The following is a 17,672-nucleotide window of genomic DNA, read 5'->3' as shown; positions in this document are numbered from 1 at the left end:
ACTAAAAGATTTCCGCCTGCGCGGAAATATTAAACTGTTCAAAATGGTGACTCAAATGCTTTCTCTCCAACAAAGTCCACTCATACTTACTCAACGGTCCAAAAACAGCATTCATAGTAGTTGCTTTTGGATTCTTTTTATAGAAATCTAGATATTCATTTCTAGCTTCTAGAAGTTGTTGCTTTGCAGTTTCTAAGTCTTCATGCTTTAAGTCTTCTAGCTCGCCATCTTTCATTAATGGCATTTTGTGATTTTGTGGCATTTTATCATAATTCCACAAAGTCGCTGCTACTTTTTCTAGATATTCATCTGGTGTAGCGACTTCAAAATCTTGGATCTCTCCGCTAGCAATTCTATAACTCATCTCTAGATGTTCTACCATGTGCTGTGGTGTCATTGTACCCCATTGTGGTTTTGAATCTTCGCTAAGTTTTGATAAAGCAGACTTTATGTAACCTTCCGTAATTTCTGGAAAAACGGTTTGTTTTTTCTCTACCATAGTAAGAATAGTCGCTACCGCTACAAGTGCTGTTGCTTCTTCATCAGTCTTACCATTTTCATAATCTACTGGCTCTGCATCAAAAACTTCTACATACCATTTTACAATTCCAGAAGGATGCTCACGACCAGTAACGTCTCTTTCTCGTTTTTCCTTACAAGTCAATCGTACATAAATCGTGTCATTATGATACAGCGGTCTTAAGAAACGGATGTCTTCTAGACCATAATTTGCACTCACTGGTCCTTTATTAGGATAAACAAACAATCCTGCTGCTGCACTGATTATAAAATAACCGTGTGCGGTACGTTTCTTAAAAATACTACCATCTAAACTGGTAATATCTGTATGCGCATAGAAATGATCCCAAGTTAAGTTTGCAAAATTCTGGATATCATTATCAGTCAGTGTTCTTTTATGAGTCTCTAGGCTCATTCCTGGTTTAATATCTTCATAATGGTATGAGAATGGATGATTCTCTGCTTTTTTATAAGCTCCATTAGGCTGATATATTCCAGTGATTTCAGTTAACGAAGTTGGACTTCCTTGAACGGCACAACGCTGCATATAGTGTTTAATACCTCGCAGTCCACCCATTTCCTCGCCACCACCAGCACGTCCTGGTCCACCATGTACTAACAGTGGTAATGGAGAGCCATGCCCTGTGGATTGTGGTGCACTATCTCTATTTAAAGTCAATATTCTACCATGTGAAGATGCTGCGTTTATGGTGTACGCTTTCGCGAAAGCGTCATCACCAGTAACGACACTGCTTACTAACGAGCCTTTACCCATATGAGCCAGTTCAATCGCCTCATCTAGATTTTTATATGGCATCAACGTACTCACAGGACCAAAACATTCTACTTCATGAGCTGCGGTATTTTTAAACGGTTGATCTTCTCGCATTAAAATAGGTGACATAAAAGCTCCTTTTTGGGCGCGATCTCCTAAAATTTCTACCTCATCTAGGTTACCATAAACCATTTGTGCGGTCTGAGCAATTTTTGAAATTTGTGATTTAGTAGTCTCTCTTTGATCGTTATTAATAAGAGCACCCATGCGAGTTTCTCTCAATAATGGATCTCCTATAACGGTTTTAGAAAGCTGTTTTCCTAATGCGATTTGCACGTCTTCCATCAGGTTTTCTGGGACAAGAATTCTTCTAATCGCTGTACATTTTTGTCCAGCTTTAGAGGTCATCTCTTTACGTACTTCTTTTACAAATATGTCAAATTCTGGAGTTCCAGGAACAGCATCTGGTCCTAAGACAGATGAATTTAATGAATCTGCCTCCATCGTGAATGGAACTGATTCTTCTAATAATCGTGGATGTGCTTTTAATTTTCTACCTGTATGCGCACTACCTGTAAAGGTTACAACGTCTTGCGAGTTTACCGTATCTAGAATACTTGTAGTAAGACCACTTAAGAGTTGTAAAGAACCTTCTGGAAGGATTCCTGAATTTATGATTTCGCGCACTACAGCTTCCGTTAAAAACGCTGTTTGCGGCGCTGGCAAAACTACTGCTGGCATACCAGCCATCCAGTTTACAGCACATTTTTCTAACATTCCCCAAACTGGAAAATTAAATGCATTGATATGCACGGCGACACCTTTGCGAGGTACTAGAATGTGATGTGCCATAAAACGACCACCACGCGATAAATCAATAGGATCACCTTCTACGGCATAACTCTGATCTGGAAAGAGTTTTCTCAAACTAGCATTTGCAAATAGATTTCCAAAACCACCTTCTATATCTACCCAACTATCTGCACGTGTAGCACCAGTTTTGTAACTAATGTCGTAAAACGCTTTTTTTCTTTTATTGAGATAAAGTGCTAATTTCTTAATCATATTACCACGTTGCTGAAAGGTCATATCTCTCAACACCTTACCATGATCGCGACCATATTGTAACGCACTAGCAATATCTAAACCTTCAGTACTTGTAAGACCTATGATGTCACCAGTAATGGCGTCATACATATTACGTGTAGATTTCTCTTCACCAGCTTGCCACTGGCCATTGATGTAACTTTCTAAGATCATATTCTTTTTAATAGATGGTTGTGATCTCGCTTTCGCGAAAGCGTAACACTTATATATGTCTACGAAAATACGAAAAGCAACCGAATAGACTAACACTTGTTAGTTAAAGTAGATTAAGCCTATAAAAATTAAAAAAGAAAAATAGTGAAACTAGAAACTTTGCCGCACTTCGTCCTTAAAAAACAACTAGTGGTAGAAAACATTTGAGCTTTTCTAATATCCAGGTTTTTGAAGGAGTATTATTAACTAATTTAGCAGTTGCAAAATTTTATAGCCACTATATTGAAACCTTATATAACACTCATAATCACACTCTTTACTCTATTAAATTCTAATGCTCAGGTAGCTATAGGAACTACAGATCCAGCTCCAGGAACTGTTCTCCACGTAGACGATGGTAGTGGAACAGAAGGTGTAAAACTTCCTGATGCAGATATAGTGGATTTAAACACTATAGCACCACTTCCTTCAGGAACAGAAGAAGGCATGATGGTTTATAATACAAATACATTTACTGGTCAAGGATATTTTTACTGGAATGGTTTTGTGTGGGCACCTATTCAATTATTCGATAACATATCAGCCAAGTTTGATTTTGATGAATCAGTAGATGGAGATTCCACTTTAGATTTGAACACAACAACTGAAATTGACATTGAATTGATGAATGGTGTCGTCTTTAATGATAACGCGACCTTATTCACCCCTATTCCTGATCCTTCTGGAAGTGTAAATAGTCTTAGAATTCAACAAAACGGACGTTATCGAATTACTGTTTTTATTAGTTTAGAGCAGCAGGAAAACACAGGGTCGAGTGCAATTCAAGGAAGATTGAAGATTACCGATGATTCAACTACAATACCTACTATAAGATATGACGGTAGTTTACATAGAAGTACCGAGATGGATCGAAATGGAGGTAATAGAGATGACGATGGGACTTTGTATTTTACAGAAGTAATCGAAATTTATGCAAATGAAAAAATTTCGGTTGCTTGCCGTGGATTAGAAGGAATAGATCTTGTTTCTGTAAATGAGCATCCAGAACGAAACTCTGCATTTATTATTGAAAAATTAAGATAAATTCAAAACTAACTTTTAAAAATACTATGAAAAATATTTTTCTACTCTTTATAATTTTAATTGGAGTCTACAGTAATTTAAATGCGCAAGTGGCAATAGGCACTGATACTCCAGCTATAGGTGCTGCCTTAACTATTGAAGATTCTACAGGAACATCTGGTGTTCTTTTTCCAAAGGTTAGCATCGATGACTTATCTACAGTAACTCCCTTACCTATAGGAACAGAAGATGGAACAATAGTTTATAATACAAATACTACAACTGGAGTTGGTTATTACTTCTTTAAAAATAATAGATGGGAACCTATTTTTGGTACGGTAGGTGGTATGGCCAAATTCACTAATGCAGTTAGTGGTGCTTCATCAAATAATTTGAACAATGGATCTACAACCGCTCAGCTTTTCGGAGCTAATTATTTTAATGATAATGCCGTAATTTATCAAATAATTAATCCGTCTATTTCTGCAAATTCTATTAGAATAGGAGCTGCTGGCAGATATAAGATAATTATAAACCTATCTTTAGTAGGATATTCTAATAATTCCAGCGAACGATTACTAGCTGTAGAAGCTGTACTGAATATTAACGGTACCGCTACAGGTGGTATTTATAGAAGTAGTGAAATGATCTCACCAAATAGTTCTTCTCCAGATTATGGTAGCATTGAGTTAACAGAAATAGTAAATTTAAATACTAATGACGTCATAACAGTTAACGTAAATAGAACCCAAGAAATAGGCAATGTTTATTTGAGAAGTTCAAATACATCTTCTGTATTCATTGAAAGACTAGATTAATAAAATCTTAATCTATTTTTAAAAAGCCCTCTAAATCTATTAAGATTTAGAGGGCTTTTTTCTTAACATCAAACAGTTAAAAAATCATCTTAGCTAACATTCTCAATCACCATAGCATATCCTTGTCCTACACCTACACACATGGTGATCAACGCGTATTTCTTTCCTGTCATATGTAATTCTAATGCAGCACTATAAGCAAGTCGCGTTCCAGTAACACCTAGTGGATGACCTATCGCGATAGATCCACCGTTAGGATTTACACGTGCATCATCGTCGGCAAGTCCCCATGCTCTTGTGCAGGCTAGTGCTTGCGATGCAAATGCCTCATTAAGTTCTATCACGTCCATATCAGCTAGAGTTAGACCTGCTTTTTCAAGTGCTTTATTACTAGCTGTAACAGGACCTATACCCATAATACGAGGCTCTACTCCTACCACAGCACTACTTACCACTCTAGCCATAGGCTTTAAGTTGTATTTCTTTACAGCATCTTCACTAGCAATAATTGTTGCAGCCGCCCCATCATTTAAACCACTAGAATTCCCTGCAGTTACAGATCCACCTTCTTTTTTAAAGGCTGGACGCAGTTTTGCTAGAACCTCCTTTGTAGTAGTCGGCTTAATGAACTCATCATCTTTAAAGATGATAGGGTCTTTTTTACGTTGTAGTATTTCTACAGCTACAATTTCCTTAGCAAGTCTTCCTGATTGCTGTGCTGCCGTTGCTTTTTGCTGTGACCATGCTGCAAATGCATCTTGATCTTCACGAGAGATTGTAAATTTCTCTACAAGATTTTCAGCCGTGTTTCCCATACCATCTACACCATACATTTCGGCCATTTTATGGTTGACAAAACGCCATCCAAAACTAGAATCATACATCTTTGAATCAGTTCCAAAAGCACTACTAGGTTTTGCAATAACTAGTGGTCCACGAGTCATGTTCTCTACTCCTCCAGATATAAACACATCTCCATCACCGGTTTGTATTGCTCTGTGCGCATGAACTATGGCACTTAAACCAGAACTACATAATCTGTTTACCGTTTCTCCTGGAACTGTAACTGGTAACCCAGCAAGCAATCCTGCCATACGAGCGACATTACGATTATCTTCTCCAGCCTGATTTGCACAACCCATTATCACGTCTGCATAAGCATCTGTTGGAATATTAGGGTTTCTTTCTACTACGGTTTTGATTACATGAGCTGCAAGATCATCTGGTCTAATGGTGGATAATGTTCCTTTATAATTTCCTATCGGTGTACGAACACCATCTATTATATATGTGTTTTTCATTTTGTATATTTATTATACGTGATATTTCGGTTGTTCCTCACCTTGAGGAAAATATTCAGGTGGAATATAAAATTGACCTTTTTCTTTTAAAATTTTATAATTGACATAATTTCCATTCACATCTTTACTCTTATTTCTAAGATTAATATGAAAAAGCTCCAGCAATTCTTCAGAAGCATTTGGATCTTGGTAAATAATTTTATCAAAAGAATTTCCAGAACCACTTAGCAACTGTGAATCTATAGCTCTATTAAATGTCGGGAACGAATAACCTATAACAATAAGTATATCGGTCTGTTTAATTATTTGTATCGCAGCATCAACTATTTCATCATTGTCATCCCAAGAATAGTCTATAAGAGCTTTATTCACGCTCATAAAACTTGCTTCAAAAACCTTATTAATTTTCAATATCATCATGGTTTTACTAATAAAATCTGAAGATTCAAAAAGATTATTTAAAATTCCTGAATTATTAATAATATTTGAAATACCATTTAAATGAATAATTCTATTTTTTGAGTTATCATTAGTAGTTGGTAAAAATTTAAAATATTTATTTATATCAATTAATTCACACTTATCATTATTAAATAATTGGAAGGCTAATTCTATTTGAGAATCGTAATTCCAGGTCAAAAAATTGATGTTATCATCAAGTTTAATCGAAGAACTTCTATTATCAAACTCTAAGTAATTACTTAACAACGTTTTATATCTATAATCTAAATGATCATATGATTTTTTCTTTTCAACATTAGCTAGTAAATCTCCAGCAGACAAAGGAAATTCTATTTTGTAATAATATCCTTGCCAGATAGCAAAAAAGATACTTAAAAGAAATTTCATTTCTTTCAACTCTTTGGCTTCTCTATTAAGAAATAATTTTTTCGCATAAGTATCAACTGTTCCGTATTCCTCGGAAATGTTAGCCAGTTCAATTAATTTCCTTTGAAAAATTTTGACATTGTCGTAATTTAATGATTCTATTGCCAGATCATGAGCAACTGATCTCATAGACTCGGACAAAGAATTTAAAATAGGAACAGCATTATAACTTGCTCCTGCTCCAAATAAATAAGTGATTTTTTTCGCCATTATGTCCAGTCTTTACCTGTTCGATATACAACTCCTTTAAAAAGCGCTACCAGCTCATCGCCTTTTTTAACCTCAACGATGTTAAAACCTACTTTGGTTTTGGTTTTATCTAGAGTGCATTCTGCTGTGATGTAGTCGCCTTCTTCTAGTGCTTCTATGTGGTTGATACTTGTTTCTATAGATACGGCAAATTTACCATGCGTGTTTGATGAGAAACCAAAAGCAGTATCTGCCAGCGAGTATGTAATCCCACCATGTGCTTTTCCCATACTATTGAGCATTTCTGGTCTTATGGTCATTCCTAACTTTACACAACCTATTTCAACCGACAGGATTTCAATTCCTAACCAAGTAGAATAAGGATCAAGTGAAAGCATTTTTGCTGGAATCTTTTTTCCGTCTATCATCTTTTTAAAGTTCTGTCAATTTAAGTGTCGTATTATAGTTTCTCATTGTTGATGTCACACCAAGTTTCTTTTCAAACCAAGCGTTAGTCATTTTAGTCTTGCCAAAACCTACTCCACAATAGAAATAAATAACATCATCTACTATTTTAAAAGTTTCTAATTCAGTTGAAAATTCTTCAGTAGCGTTTACTTTCTCTTGAACAGGACTTTCATTTAAAAAGCCAAAACTCATGAACTTTGAATTCTCTATAGTTCTCGTTTTAAAAGGGCTTGCTTTTAAGATTTCAGAAACTTCTTCTTGTTTCTTTACCATAACAGGAATAGCTAAATCAAATTCTGACTTCAATAGTTCGCTAATAATATCAGCACATTGCGCCGATTTTAAATCACTATTAAAAACGATATTTCCAGACTGTATATAAGTAGTCACACCATAAAAAGAGGCCTTTCCTAAAGCATCACGCAGTAACGCCATAGGTAGCTTATTTTTACCACCTACGTTAATGCCGCGCAATAGCGCTACATATCTCATTATAGTGAGAATTTAGTTCCAGCAGCCTTCATTTTACGTAATATTGGTGAGCATCTATATCGATCTTCTCTGTATAAATCATACATCGCGTCCAGTCCGTTTACACACCATTCTATTCCTTTTTCATTTGCCCAGGCGAGCAATCCTTTTGGATAATTCACACCTTTGGTCATGGCGCTATCTATTCCTTGTGCCGTTGCGATGTTTAAAAACAAAGCATCTGCCGCCTCATTGATAAGCATTATGAGTACTCGATCTTGAATTTCTTTTATGAGTTCAGGAGATTTTATTGGGTCCGCTTTCGCGAAAGCGTGCTCACTATCCACATTCACATAATCATAAAAACCTCTTCCAGACTTACGGCCTAACCAGCCAGCCTCAACCAATCGTTTCTGAGTTAACGACGGCTTGTAACGTGGATCAAAGTAGAAAGCTGCAAAAACAGTTTCTGTCACCACATAATTCACATCGTGACCTATATAATCCATCAATTCAAAAGGTCCCATTTTAAAACCAAGTCCTTTCAAGGCATAATCTATAGTGGCAAAACTCGCCATTCCTTCTTCATAAATACGCAAGGATTCACTGTAAAATGGACGCGCCACACGATTGACTATAAAGCCAGGAGTATCTTTTGCTACGGCAACTACTTTTTTCCAATTCTCGATAGTAGCCACACAAGTATCTGTAACGTTTTGAGCAGTTTGTACGGCAGGAATTACCTCAACGAGTTTCATTAATGGCGCTGGATTAAAGAAATGAATTCCTATACAGCGCTCTGGTTTATCGAGTGATGCTGCAATACTCGCTATACTTAAACTAGATGTATTAGAAGCAATAATGCAGTCGTCAGACACGTGAGATTCCAATTCTTGAAATACCTTTTTCTTAATATCTAGGTTTTCAATAATCGCCTCGATAGTAAGATCCGAGTCCGCTAGATCCTTTACCGTATTGACATAAGAGATATTAGATTGTATGCGAGTTTTCTCAGCAACATCTATTCTACTTTTCTCAATAAGTCGGTTCATTATCTTTTCAAGAGCAGCTTGCGCTTTATCCAGTTGCGCCTGATTTACATCAAACAATTTCACTTGACAGCCAGCTGTGGCAGCTACTTGAGCAATACCACTTCCCATTGTTCCTGCTCCTATGACTCCTACTTTATTTATATCCATAGATTTAATAATTCACCTTTAATTTTTCGCTATTATTAGTTTCTTTTGCTCACCAAATATAATAAGTTAGTTAGTGAAGTTATCTAATAAACTCATAAGTCTTGACCGGACACAGAATATAAACACGTTGATTATTTGCCCTTACAAATAAATTGTTTTGAACTATTGGGCAATAGGACCTAGATTTGTTTATAAGCTCAAGACGTTAAGTTACTTTTATAACTTGCCAACTAAAAAACATTGTACTATGCTTTCTTCTTTTTATGATACTAAAAATTTAAAAGGTGATCTCACTGGTGGTCTAGTCGCTGGTGTTGTTGCACTACCGCTAGCACTAGCATTTGGTGTTCAATCTGGTTTAGGAGCTATTGCTGGACTATATGGTGCTATCGCAGTTGGGATTTTTGCAGCTATCTTTGGTGGTACTGCAACTCAAGCCAGTGGACCTACTGGACCTATGACGGTAGTATCTGCTGCTTTAGTGGTAAAAGCTATTGAACTTACCGGCAGCGTAGAAGCCGCGATGCCTATAATCATACTTACGTTTTTAACTGGTGGGATTATTCAAATGCTTTTTGGCTTTATCAACATAGCTGGATACATTAAATACTTCCCTTATCCTGTGGTTTCTGGTTTTATGAGCGGTGTAGGTTTAATCATTATTTTACTTCAAATATTCCCGCTTTTTGGAATGGTATCGCCTAAAAACACATTGAAAGTTCTAGGTGACATGCCGTTATTAATAGAAGGCTTTAATTGGCAAGCACTAGTATTAGGATCGTTAACTGTATTCATTTATTATACATTTCCTAAAATTACTAAAGCAATACCTAGTGCACTTGTGGCGTTGATTGTTGTTTCTGTTGTTGCTTATTTCTTACCGTGGCAAGTGCCTATCATAGGCGATATCCCATCTGGATTACCTTCTTTAAAATTGAATGGAATTTTAGATATTGACTCGAGTGCCTATGCACTTGTGGCCGAATATGCCTTAGTACTAGCTGTTTTAGGGTCTATAGACTCTTTGCTTACATCAGTCATTGCAGATAATATGACCAAAACAAAACATAATAGCAATAGAGAATTAATAGGTCAAGGAATAGGGAACATGGTTGCTGCGATATTTGGTGGTATTCCAGGTGCTGGAGCTACAAAAGGAACAGTAGTAAATATAAATTCTGGTGGAAAAACGCGCTTATCAGGTGTGTTACATGGATTATTTCTTGCAGCAGTTTTGCTAGGTTTAAGTGGTCTTGCAGCGCATATTCCTCTAGCGGTTCTTGCCGGAATCTTGATTCCTATCGGTTTTAAAATTATAGATACAAAAGGACTTAAGCATTTACTTGCGGTACCACGTGCAGATGCCGTAGTATTAATTATCGTACTGTTGATGACTACATTTGGTAGTCTAATACAAGCGGTAGGTATAGGAGTTATACTGGCATCCTTACTATTTATGAAACGCGCAAGCGATCTAGGAGAAAAAGGACTAGAAGTAGGAACTCTTGCAGGATTTGACGGTGAACAACCTTGGAAAGACGAGCAAGAGTTATATAATACTTTTAAGGATCAAATTTATATAAAGCACCTCTATGGACCGCTGTTCTTCGGTTTCACCTCACACTTTCAAGAAACTATTAAAGCTCTTTCTCCAGAAGTAAAAGCGTTGATAATTCGTCTGGATCGAGTTCCTTACATAGATCAATCTGGTTTGTATGCTTTAGAAAATGCGGTTCTAGATTTAGAAAAACGTGATGTAAGGGTAGTTCTTACCGGTTTACAAGAACAACCTAAAGATAAATTAGAATCGATTGATATCATACCAGATCTGGTAAGTGAATCTGAGACTTTTGAAACTATAGAAGAGGCCTTTGAATACTTAAAAAATCATTTTAAATTATAAAAACGGTTCTATTTTCCCTTAAAAACAGGCTTACGTTTCTCCATAAAACTAGCCACACCTTCAGCATAATCTTCTGTAGATGCGCTTTCAATTTGTAGTTTAGACTCAAGCGTTAGTTGCTCTTCTACCGTATTGTAAAATGATTGATTCAGTGCTTTTTTTGTATTGGCTAAAGCTACTGTAGGTAATGCGGCTAACTTTTGTGCTGTTTTTTGGGCGGTATTTAAAAATTCTGCGTCAGGAACAGCTTTATAAATCATTCCCATTTGGTCAGCTTCTTGTGCTGTAATTTTATCTGCCAGCATCATGGCAGCACTTGCTTTTCCAAAACCAATTAATCTAGGCAAAAAGAACGTCCCAGCACTATCTGGAATTAGTCCGATCTTAGAGAACGCTTGAATGAAAGCAGCACTTTCTGTTGCAATTACTACATCACAACACAAGGCTATATTTGCTCCTGCACCAGCGGCAACACCATTTACGGCAGCTACAACTGGTTTTTCAAGATTTCTGATTTTGAGTACAATCGGATTATAATGATCGTCTAGAATGGCTTTAAAACCTGGGTTCAATTCTGGATCGGTAATTTCTTGAATGTCTTGCCCTGCACAAAATGCTTTTCCTTCTCCTATAATCAGTACGGCTCTAACCTCATCATTTGAAGCACAATTATCTAATGCATCTTGCATCGAAAACGCCATCTCACGATTAAAAGAATTGAATACTTGAGGTCTCTTTAAAGTTATAGTTGCAACGCCGTTATCGACTTGCATTAGGATAGAATCTGACATATTATTTTATTATAGTTTCAACCCTAATCACGGACTTAATCTGATTAAAAGGTTGGTCTTTTAAAGTTGATTATAAAGATAGTGGTTGTTACGCTTTCGCGAAAGCGAGACAAAAACAATTAATCATATTTAAAATTACAATTAACAAGCAAAAAATTGCTTTTCGAAAACGAATTAGTATTTTTATAAGAAATAACCACCATGAAACTATCTCACTTTCTGCTATTTACTTTATTTTCTCTTTTTGCCTCCGGCCAAAACGAACTTGATTTTGATATGGATGTAACTTCTGGAGGTGAAATAGGTGGCTATACGGAACTCTCCTACACTATTACCAATATTTCTTCTAGCGATATTACGAATCTTGTTATAACAAATCCACAAGCTGTAATCCCTAGCTTATCACTGAGCCCTTCAACACTAGCACCTGGGGCCACCATTACTACCACTGGTCGGATTGCTGTAGCTGGTGGTGCTCCACCTCTAGGAGTTATTTTTGGGTCTACTCAAGCAACGGTTACTGGTTTAAGTGGTACAAATTCAATTTCAGAACTATCAGATGGTAAAGGGCCTAATGGTTTTAGAGTTGAAGATGGAGCTTCTTTTTATCAGGCTTCTGTACCGCATCGCTACGGAGTTATCTATATAGATGTAGATTTAAATAACAGCTATGATCTAGGCATAGATAATACTATTGCAGGTGCGGTAATCAATTTTGGAGATCAGAATGGGAATAATTTTTCTGTATCAACTAATGAAACTGGATGGTGGTTTGCAGATATACCTCAAAGTATGGTTAATACCGTTGGAGATTTTGTAGGAGTTATAGATCTTAATTCTTTTCCCACAGCTTCAATAGGTTATCAAATAGTTGATGGAGACTCGCCTTTTCCTCTTGCTTATCCTCTCGCTATGACATTTGATTACTCTCATGGTTATACGGATGGAACTATTAATTATGGGTTGATGAGAGCAACCGCTTTTCTAGACGAAAACAATAATGGAACAAGGGATGCTGCTGAGATAGACGTTCCTCATACTAACTTTGAATTTATTGCAAATAATGACCTAACTACTAGAATTGTTTTGAATAACGGAATCGGTATATCAGTTTTAAAATCTGATACCGATCCTGGAAATCAATTAAATGATATCAATGCTTCACTAGGCAGATTTGATAATTATTATACGATTACAACCTCCAATTTTGATGACATTTTGACCTCTAGCGGTACAACGACAGAATTAAAATTTGCAGTTACCGAAAACTCTACTGCAAACAGGGATACTGCATTAAATATGATTAGTAATATACCGCCGAATCCTGGATTTAATAGTGTGACAAGTATTATTATCGATAACACATTAAATGGAGCCGCAAGTGGGACGTTACAGTTTAACAACGATTCTAGAGCTACTATTCTCTCAATAACTGATTCAAACAGTACAGACTTGTTAAATAATGGAACCGCTATTTTAAATTCAGGAGGTTTTACGATTCCTTATTCTATAAATAGTTTTGGACAACAAAGACTTACAGTTACCATGTCCACGCCAGTAACAGGAATTCAAATAGGAGATACGTTTACTCATACTGGATCTATAAACCCATCTTCATTAGATAACAATTCTACCAATAACAGCTCTACTTTGAATGTAGATATAGTTGCTTCTTATGACCCTAATGACGTAACTGAAGTTAGAGGCGAAATTATACCTATAAATACATTTTCAAATACTGATTACTTAGAATATACGATTCGTTTTCAAAACTTAGGAACCGCTAGTGCGCAGTTTGTAAGGGTATTATCTAATCTTGATTCAAGACTTGATGATTCGACTTTTGAGATAATAACTACCAGTCATAATTTTATTTATCAAAAAGATGAGAACTCTTTAGATTTTTTCTTTGATAATATCCAATTACCACCAGAGTCGATGGATGAAGCTGGTAGTAATGGTTTTATAAAGTATAGAGTCAAGCCGTTGCCTGGATTTACAGTGGGCGATGTTATAGAGGCAAATGCAAGTATATTCTTCGACTATAATCCACCAGTTGTTACCGAAACATGGACCACTACCTTTGATGCTCCAGCTTCTATTGATGATAGTTATGAAATCGCTGTCTACCCTATTCCACTTGTAGGCAATACGCTTTTTCTAAATAAGGTTAATACTGGTAAAGCACAGCTTTATTCACTAGACGGAAAAGAAATTTGGAACGGAAATGTTGAGAATGGACGGATAGAATTTAATGATCTCCATGCTGGATTATATATTCTAAAAGTGAATAATAATGATCAGACTATCAGTTTGAAGTTGCTAAAGAAATAGTTTTTTGATTTCTGTTACGCTTTCGCGAAAGCGAGGTTATTTCAAACACTTAAAATAATCAAACGGCTCTAAGCAATCCTCACACTGGAACATGGCCTTACAAGCCGTAGATCCAAACTGGCTGACCAGCTTCGTATTTTGTGAACCACAATTTGTACATTTTACTAATTTCTTATCGTTGAGCAATACATCTTTATCGGCGGTTTCTTCTAGTGGTGCGGCGATTCCATACTCTTCCAGTGCTTTACGACCACGCTCGGTAATCCAGTCTGTAGTCCACGGCGGACTCATAATTAACTGTATGTGAGTTGTATAACCGTGAACTGCAAATGCTCGTTCTAAATCATCACCTATAACATCCATCGCTGGACAGCCACTATAGGTAGGTGTCAATTTTATAGTAATCTCTTTTCCTTCAACTATAACTTCTCGGATTACCCCAAGGTCTACCACGTTTAATACAGGTATTTCAGGATCTTTTACAGATTCCAGAATGGCTACTATAGGTTTAGGTAAAGAACCAAATATTTCGTTTGCCATTCTTGAAGAATTTGAATCTGAACTCGAACTTGAACTTGAATTATTAGTCATTTGAGTTTTTAATTAAGGTTACTACTATTCTAATAAGTTCATCGTTTTCAGACTGTAAAGTTTTAGATTTTTCTAAAGTTAACAAATTTGCCTTATTTTGAATTCTTAAGTTTCTCAAGCTTTCTCGAAGTTCTTTTAATGTAATTCGTAGCTTATTAACTCGATCTTTTGTAGTCCCTGCACCTAAAGCTTCTCCATAATTCAAAGCTGATGAGCAAGCTGATCGAATCAATTGCTGTGCAAGATATTGAGCCGCATAAGAATGAGGCATTTTTTCATACAGCTTTATAATTTCAGCTGCAAAATTCTCCAATCTGTCAGCGAGGTCTTGATAAGCCATTTCTTAATAATCTTTATTTAAAATTCGAGTTCGAATTCGAATTCGAGTTCAAAAGTTTACCATTTCGAATCCGGATACGTTCTCTGCATATACTGCATATCGGCAAGAATGTAACCCATGTGTTCACTGTGTAAACCTTCTTTTCCACCTTTTTGGAAATATTCTACTTCCGGAAATTCTAGTGTTGCTGTAGAAAGCAACTCACCTACTTTATCATAGTAGTATTCTTTTAACTGTAACATATCTGGTGCTACACCAGCTTCAATCATAGCATCATCTGCCTTGGTGGTGTGAAACAACTCATCTGTATAAATCCACAGATCGTTTACAGCTTGTTGCACACGTGTTTTACTTTCCTCAGTTCCATCACCTAAACGTTTTAACCAATCTCCAGAAAAACGCTCATGATAGCTCGCTTCTTTGATACCTTTAAAGGCCAAAGCTCTTAAGGTCTCGTCTGCACTTTGTTGTAATGCTCCTAAAAACATTCTGTTATATACATCAAAGAAAAACTGACGTACAATTACATAACCAAAATCTGTGTTAGGCTGCTCTACCAGTAATACATTCTTATACTCACGTTCTTTTCTTAAAAATGCGATATCATCTTCAGTAGACTTATCACCTCTTAATTGCGCTATATACTGGTAAAAACTACGCACCTGACCGAGCATATCTAGTGAGATATTAGTAAGCGCGATATCTGGCTCTAAATTAGGTCCGTGACCACAAAGCTCTCCTAGACGCTGACCAAGAATCAAATAGTTATCTGCCACACCTAAAAGATAGTCGATCAGGTGTTTCTTATTTTCTGTTGATTCAAGGAATTGTGGGTTTAATTCCTTAATAGGCACTGCAGAATTTGAAATCACTTTTGTTTTTGAATTTGAAATGGTTTCCATAATGGATATTGTGGTATTAAATTTAAATCTAAACTGAAATTTAAATTTAAAAGGGTTTATCGTTTATTTATAATAGCAACTAGAATTCTAACAATCTGTTCAGCTTCATCTTGAAGTTTTTTCAAATGCTTAACATCTCCCAAACCAGCTCTTAGTTGAATTCTCAAATTATTGTTACACTCTTTTATTTCTTTAAGAGCAATTCTTAATTTATTAATTTTATCCTTTTCAGTACCAGCTCCAGCAAACTCACTAAAATTTAGAGATACAGAACCTGAGGATCTTATCAATTGTTCAGCATAATATTTAGAAGCATAGGTCTTTGCTGGTTTATCAAAAACTAAAACCACATCAGCAGCAAAGCTGATTAATCTTTCTTCTAAATCATAAGCCTTACTCATTGCCTTTAAATTTAAATTTCAACTTAAGTTTGGATTTAAGAATTAAAACATATGTAAAAAGCTTTGCTTTTTACATATGTTTTAATTCTTCTGGTAACTCATAAAAAGTAGGATGTCTGTAAACTTTATCTGTTGCCGGTTCAAATAACTCGCCACTTGCTTCTGGACTACTGGCTGTTATATTTTTAGATTCTACTACCCATATGCTCACACCTTCATTCCTGCGTGTGTAAACGTCGCGAGCGTTATTCATTGCCATTTCAGCATCTTCAGCATGTAAACTACCGCAATGTCTGTGTTCTAATCCGTTTTTAGATCTTATAAAAACTTCCCAAAGTGGAATTTCTTGACTCATATATATTTAAATTTAAGTTTAAACTTAAGTTTAAGTTTAAAAATTTGCCCGTACGCTGATTAAATAGCCTGAGCAGTTTGTGCTTTTTGTTTTGCTGCATAAGCAGTAGCTGCTTCACGCACCCAAGCGCCATCGTTCCAAGCGTTACGTCTATCATCTAGGCGTTTTTTATTCATCGGTCCGTGGCCTTTTACTACTTGCCAGAATTCGTCCCAGTCAATTGCGCCAAAATCATAACTTCCCTTTTCATCATTCCATTTTAAATCTGGATCTGGAATAGTAAGTCCTAAAAGTTCTGCTTGTGGTACTGTTTGATCTATAAATTGCTGACGTAACTCATCGTTGGTCTTACGCTTCAACTTCCATTTCATGGATTGCTCGGTATGCGTACTTGCCGCATCTGTAGGACCTAACATCATTAATGACGGCCACCACCAGCGATTCAATGCATCTTGTGCCATTTCTTTTTGCTCTTCACTACCGTTACATAGGGATAACATAATTTCATATCCTTGGCGCTGGTGAAAACTTTCTTCTTTACATACACGCACCATCGCACGAGCATAAGGTCCAAAAGATGTACTACACAACGGTACTTGATTGATAATCGCAGCACCATCCACTAGCCAGCCTATCGCTCCCATGTCTGCCCAAGTCATCGTAGGGTAATTGAAAATCGAAGAATATTTTGCTTTACCAGAATGCAAATCTTCATAGAGTTGCTCACGAGTGATACCTAAAGTTTCACAAGCGCTGTATAAATAGAGTCCATGTCCAGCCTCATCCTGCACCTTTGCCAGTAGCGCTACTTTGCGTCGCAATGACGGCGCACGAGTAATCCAGTTCCCTTCTGGTAACATCCCTACTATTTCAGAATGAGCATGCTGGGATATCTGTCTGATGTGCGTCTTGCGATACTTCTCAGGCATCCAGTCCTTAGGCTCAATCTTTTCATCTCTCGCAATTTTAGCATCAAATTGCGCTTCTAAATTTTTGATTTCTGCTTCACTCATGGTTTATATGTTATTGACGCATCGCATGCGTCTATGATACTTTGTTCATGTTCGCATGCGATGCGAACTTACTTTTCTTTCTATATACTTGT

General features: G+C 36.4%; 17 protein-coding genes. 4 read left to right on the top strand and 13 right to left on the bottom strand.

All coding sequences use genetic code 11. The features are described from left to right. Window position 1 precedes the first annotated feature (1 nt). Entirely contained in the window at window positions 2-2,554 is a 2,553-nt protein-coding gene (paaZ, locus tag R1T42_RS00980; RefSeq protein WP_317290944.1) for a phenylacetic acid degradation bifunctional protein PaaZ, read from the bottom strand. A gap of 282 nt (window positions 2,555-2,836) precedes the next feature. Between paaZ and R1T42_RS00975 the strand changes: the two genes are divergently transcribed. Together R1T42_RS00975 and R1T42_RS00970 are read left to right on the top strand one after the other, a co-directional pair. Further along, window positions 2,837-3,637 carry a hypothetical protein gene (locus R1T42_RS00975; RefSeq protein WP_317290943.1) on the top strand — a complete coding sequence of 267 codons (801 nt, stop codon included), beginning with the start codon at window positions 2,837-2,839 and terminating at the stop codon, window positions 3,635-3,637. Between the two features lie 26 nt (window positions 3,638-3,663). After that, a complete protein-coding gene (locus R1T42_RS00970) occupies window positions 3,664-4,434 on the top strand; it encodes a hypothetical protein (protein WP_317290942.1) in 771 nt (256 codons plus the stop codon). An 89-nt stretch (window positions 4,435-4,523) separates the two neighbouring features. Here R1T42_RS00970 and R1T42_RS00965 read toward each other — a convergent pair whose 3' ends face one another. The 5 genes from R1T42_RS00965 to R1T42_RS00945 are packed head-to-tail and all read right to left on the bottom strand — an operon-like array spanning window position 4,524 to window position 8,950. Continuing rightward, window positions 4,524-5,735 carry an acetyl-CoA C-acyltransferase gene (locus R1T42_RS00965; RefSeq protein WP_317290941.1) on the bottom strand — a complete coding sequence of 404 codons (1,212 nt, stop codon included), beginning with the start codon at window positions 5,733-5,735 and terminating at the stop codon, window positions 4,524-4,526. 12 nt (window positions 5,736-5,747) lie between these two features. After that, complete coding sequence (locus R1T42_RS00960; RefSeq protein WP_317290940.1) at window positions 5,748-6,833, bottom strand: hypothetical protein; 1,086 nt, start codon at window positions 6,831-6,833, stop codon at window positions 5,748-5,750. Next, on the bottom strand, window positions 6,833-7,240 hold the full coding sequence (locus R1T42_RS00955; RefSeq protein WP_317290939.1) for a PaaI family thioesterase: 408 nt from the start codon (window positions 7,238-7,240) through the stop codon (window positions 6,833-6,835). Before R1T42_RS00955 ends, R1T42_RS00960 begins: the two co-directional genes overlap by 1 nt. A gap of 4 nt (window positions 7,241-7,244) precedes the next feature. Next, window positions 7,245-7,772, bottom strand: coding sequence for a DUF1697 domain-containing protein (locus R1T42_RS00950; RefSeq protein ID WP_317290938.1), 528 nt, complete (start codon window positions 7,770-7,772; stop codon window positions 7,245-7,247). Then, window positions 7,772-8,950 (bottom strand): 3-hydroxyacyl-CoA dehydrogenase NAD-binding domain-containing protein, encoded by a 1,179-nt coding sequence (locus R1T42_RS00945; RefSeq protein ID WP_317290937.1) that lies wholly within the window; start codon window positions 8,948-8,950, stop codon window positions 7,772-7,774. The genes R1T42_RS00950 and R1T42_RS00945 overlap by 1 nt, the downstream gene beginning before the upstream one ends. Window positions 8,951-9,197: 247 nt before the next feature. On the opposite strand from R1T42_RS00945, the gene R1T42_RS00940 reads away from it, so the two are divergent. After that, on the top strand, window positions 9,198-10,853 hold the full coding sequence (locus tag R1T42_RS00940; protein ID WP_317290936.1) for a SulP family inorganic anion transporter: 1,656 nt from the start codon (window positions 9,198-9,200) through the stop codon (window positions 10,851-10,853). Window positions 10,854-10,861: 8 nt separating this feature from the next. Here R1T42_RS00940 and R1T42_RS00935 read toward each other — a convergent pair whose 3' ends face one another. After that, entirely contained in the window at window positions 10,862-11,644 is a 783-nt protein-coding gene (locus R1T42_RS00935) for an enoyl-CoA hydratase-related protein (protein ID WP_317290935.1), read from the bottom strand. 201 nt (window positions 11,645-11,845) lie between these two features. On the opposite strand from R1T42_RS00935, the gene R1T42_RS00930 reads away from it, so the two are divergent. Continuing rightward, a complete protein-coding gene (locus R1T42_RS00930) occupies window positions 11,846-13,978 on the top strand; it encodes a DUF7619 domain-containing protein (RefSeq protein WP_317290934.1) in 2,133 nt (710 codons plus the stop codon). A 36-nt stretch (window positions 13,979-14,014) separates the two neighbouring features. Here the strand turns inward: R1T42_RS00930 and paaD are convergent, their stop codons facing one another. The 6 genes from paaD to paaA all read right to left on the bottom strand — a co-directional run bounded on the left by paaD (window position 14,015) and on the right by paaA (window position 17,580). Then, complete coding sequence (gene paaD, locus R1T42_RS00925) at window positions 14,015-14,518, bottom strand: 1,2-phenylacetyl-CoA epoxidase subunit PaaD (RefSeq protein WP_317290933.1); 504 nt, start codon at window positions 14,516-14,518, stop codon at window positions 14,015-14,017. A 43-nt stretch (window positions 14,519-14,561) separates the two neighbouring features. Continuing rightward, window positions 14,562-14,909: a four helix bundle protein gene (locus R1T42_RS00920; protein ID WP_317290932.1), complete on the bottom strand. Its 348-nt coding sequence runs from the start codon at window positions 14,907-14,909 to the stop codon at window positions 14,562-14,564. Between the two features lie 56 nt (window positions 14,910-14,965). After that, window positions 14,966-15,811, bottom strand: a complete 846-nt coding sequence (gene paaC, locus R1T42_RS00915; RefSeq protein WP_317290931.1) for a 1,2-phenylacetyl-CoA epoxidase subunit PaaC — start codon at window positions 15,809-15,811, stop codon at window positions 14,966-14,968. A 56-nt stretch (window positions 15,812-15,867) separates the two neighbouring features. Next, window positions 15,868-16,212 (bottom strand): four helix bundle protein, encoded by a 345-nt coding sequence (locus tag R1T42_RS00910; protein ID WP_317290930.1) that lies wholly within the window; start codon window positions 16,210-16,212, stop codon window positions 15,868-15,870. Between the two features lie 70 nt (window positions 16,213-16,282). Continuing rightward, the gene (gene paaB, locus R1T42_RS00905) at window positions 16,283-16,567 is read right to left on the bottom strand and encodes a 1,2-phenylacetyl-CoA epoxidase subunit PaaB (protein ID WP_036581638.1); all 285 of its coding nucleotides are present in this window, start codon (window positions 16,565-16,567) and stop codon (window positions 16,283-16,285) included. 59 nt (window positions 16,568-16,626) lie between these two features. Continuing rightward, window positions 16,627-17,580 (bottom strand): 1,2-phenylacetyl-CoA epoxidase subunit PaaA, encoded by a 954-nt coding sequence (paaA, locus tag R1T42_RS00900; RefSeq protein ID WP_042295755.1) that lies wholly within the window; start codon window positions 17,578-17,580, stop codon window positions 16,627-16,629. Window positions 17,581-17,672 lie beyond the last annotated feature (92 nt).

The sequence above is a fragment of the Nonlabens ulvanivorans genome (assembly GCF_032922765.1).
Classification (GTDB): domain Bacteria; phylum Bacteroidota; class Bacteroidia; order Flavobacteriales; family Flavobacteriaceae; genus Nonlabens; species Nonlabens ulvanivorans.
This window is presented reverse-complemented; position numbering and strand designations above follow the sequence as displayed.

Coding starts and splice junctions, on each gene's coding strand:
- R1T42_RS00970 (WP_317290942.1), top strand. CDS start 3,664: ATGAAAAATATTTTTCTACTCTTTATAATTTTAATTGGAGTCTACAGT.
- R1T42_RS00930 (WP_317290934.1), top strand. CDS start 11,846: ATGAAACTATCTCACTTTCTGCTATTTACTTTATTTTCTCTTTTTGCC.
- R1T42_RS00965 (WP_317290941.1), bottom strand. CDS start 5,735: ATGAAAAACACATATATAATAGATGGTGTTCGTACACCGATAGGAAAT.
- R1T42_RS00950 (WP_317290938.1), bottom strand. CDS start 7,772: ATGAGATATGTAGCGCTATTGCGCGGCATTAACGTAGGTGGTAAAAAT.
- R1T42_RS00910 (WP_317290930.1), bottom strand. CDS start 16,212: ATGAGTAAGGCTTATGATTTAGAAGAAAGATTAATCAGCTTTGCTGCT.
- paaD (WP_317290933.1), bottom strand. CDS start 14,518: ATGGCAAACGAAATATTTGGTTCTTTACCTAAACCTATAGTAGCCATT.
- paaZ (WP_317290944.1), bottom strand. CDS start 2,554: ATGATCTTAGAAAGTTACATCAATGGCCAGTGGCAAGCTGGTGAAGAG.
- R1T42_RS00960 (WP_317290940.1), bottom strand. CDS start 6,833: ATGGCGAAAAAAATCACTTATTTATTTGGAGCAGGAGCAAGTTATAAT.
- R1T42_RS00955 (WP_317290939.1), bottom strand. CDS start 7,240: ATGATAGACGGAAAAAAGATTCCAGCAAAAATGCTTTCACTTGATCCT.
- R1T42_RS00945 (WP_317290937.1), bottom strand. CDS start 8,950: ATGGATATAAATAAAGTAGGAGTCATAGGAGCAGGAACAATGGGAAGT.
- paaB (WP_036581638.1), bottom strand. CDS start 16,567: ATGAGTCAAGAAATTCCACTTTGGGAAGTTTTTATAAGATCTAAAAAC.
- paaA (WP_042295755.1), bottom strand. CDS start 17,580: ATGAGTGAAGCAGAAATCAAAAATTTAGAAGCGCAATTTGATGCTAAA.
- R1T42_RS00920 (WP_317290932.1), bottom strand. CDS start 14,909: ATGGCTTATCAAGACCTCGCTGACAGATTGGAGAATTTTGCAGCTGAA.
- R1T42_RS00940 (WP_317290936.1), top strand. CDS start 9,198: ATGCTTTCTTCTTTTTATGATACTAAAAATTTAAAAGGTGATCTCACT.
- paaC (WP_317290931.1), bottom strand. CDS start 15,811: ATGGAAACCATTTCAAATTCAAAAACAAAAGTGATTTCAAATTCTGCA.
- R1T42_RS00935 (WP_317290935.1), bottom strand. CDS start 11,644: ATGTCAGATTCTATCCTAATGCAAGTCGATAACGGCGTTGCAACTATA.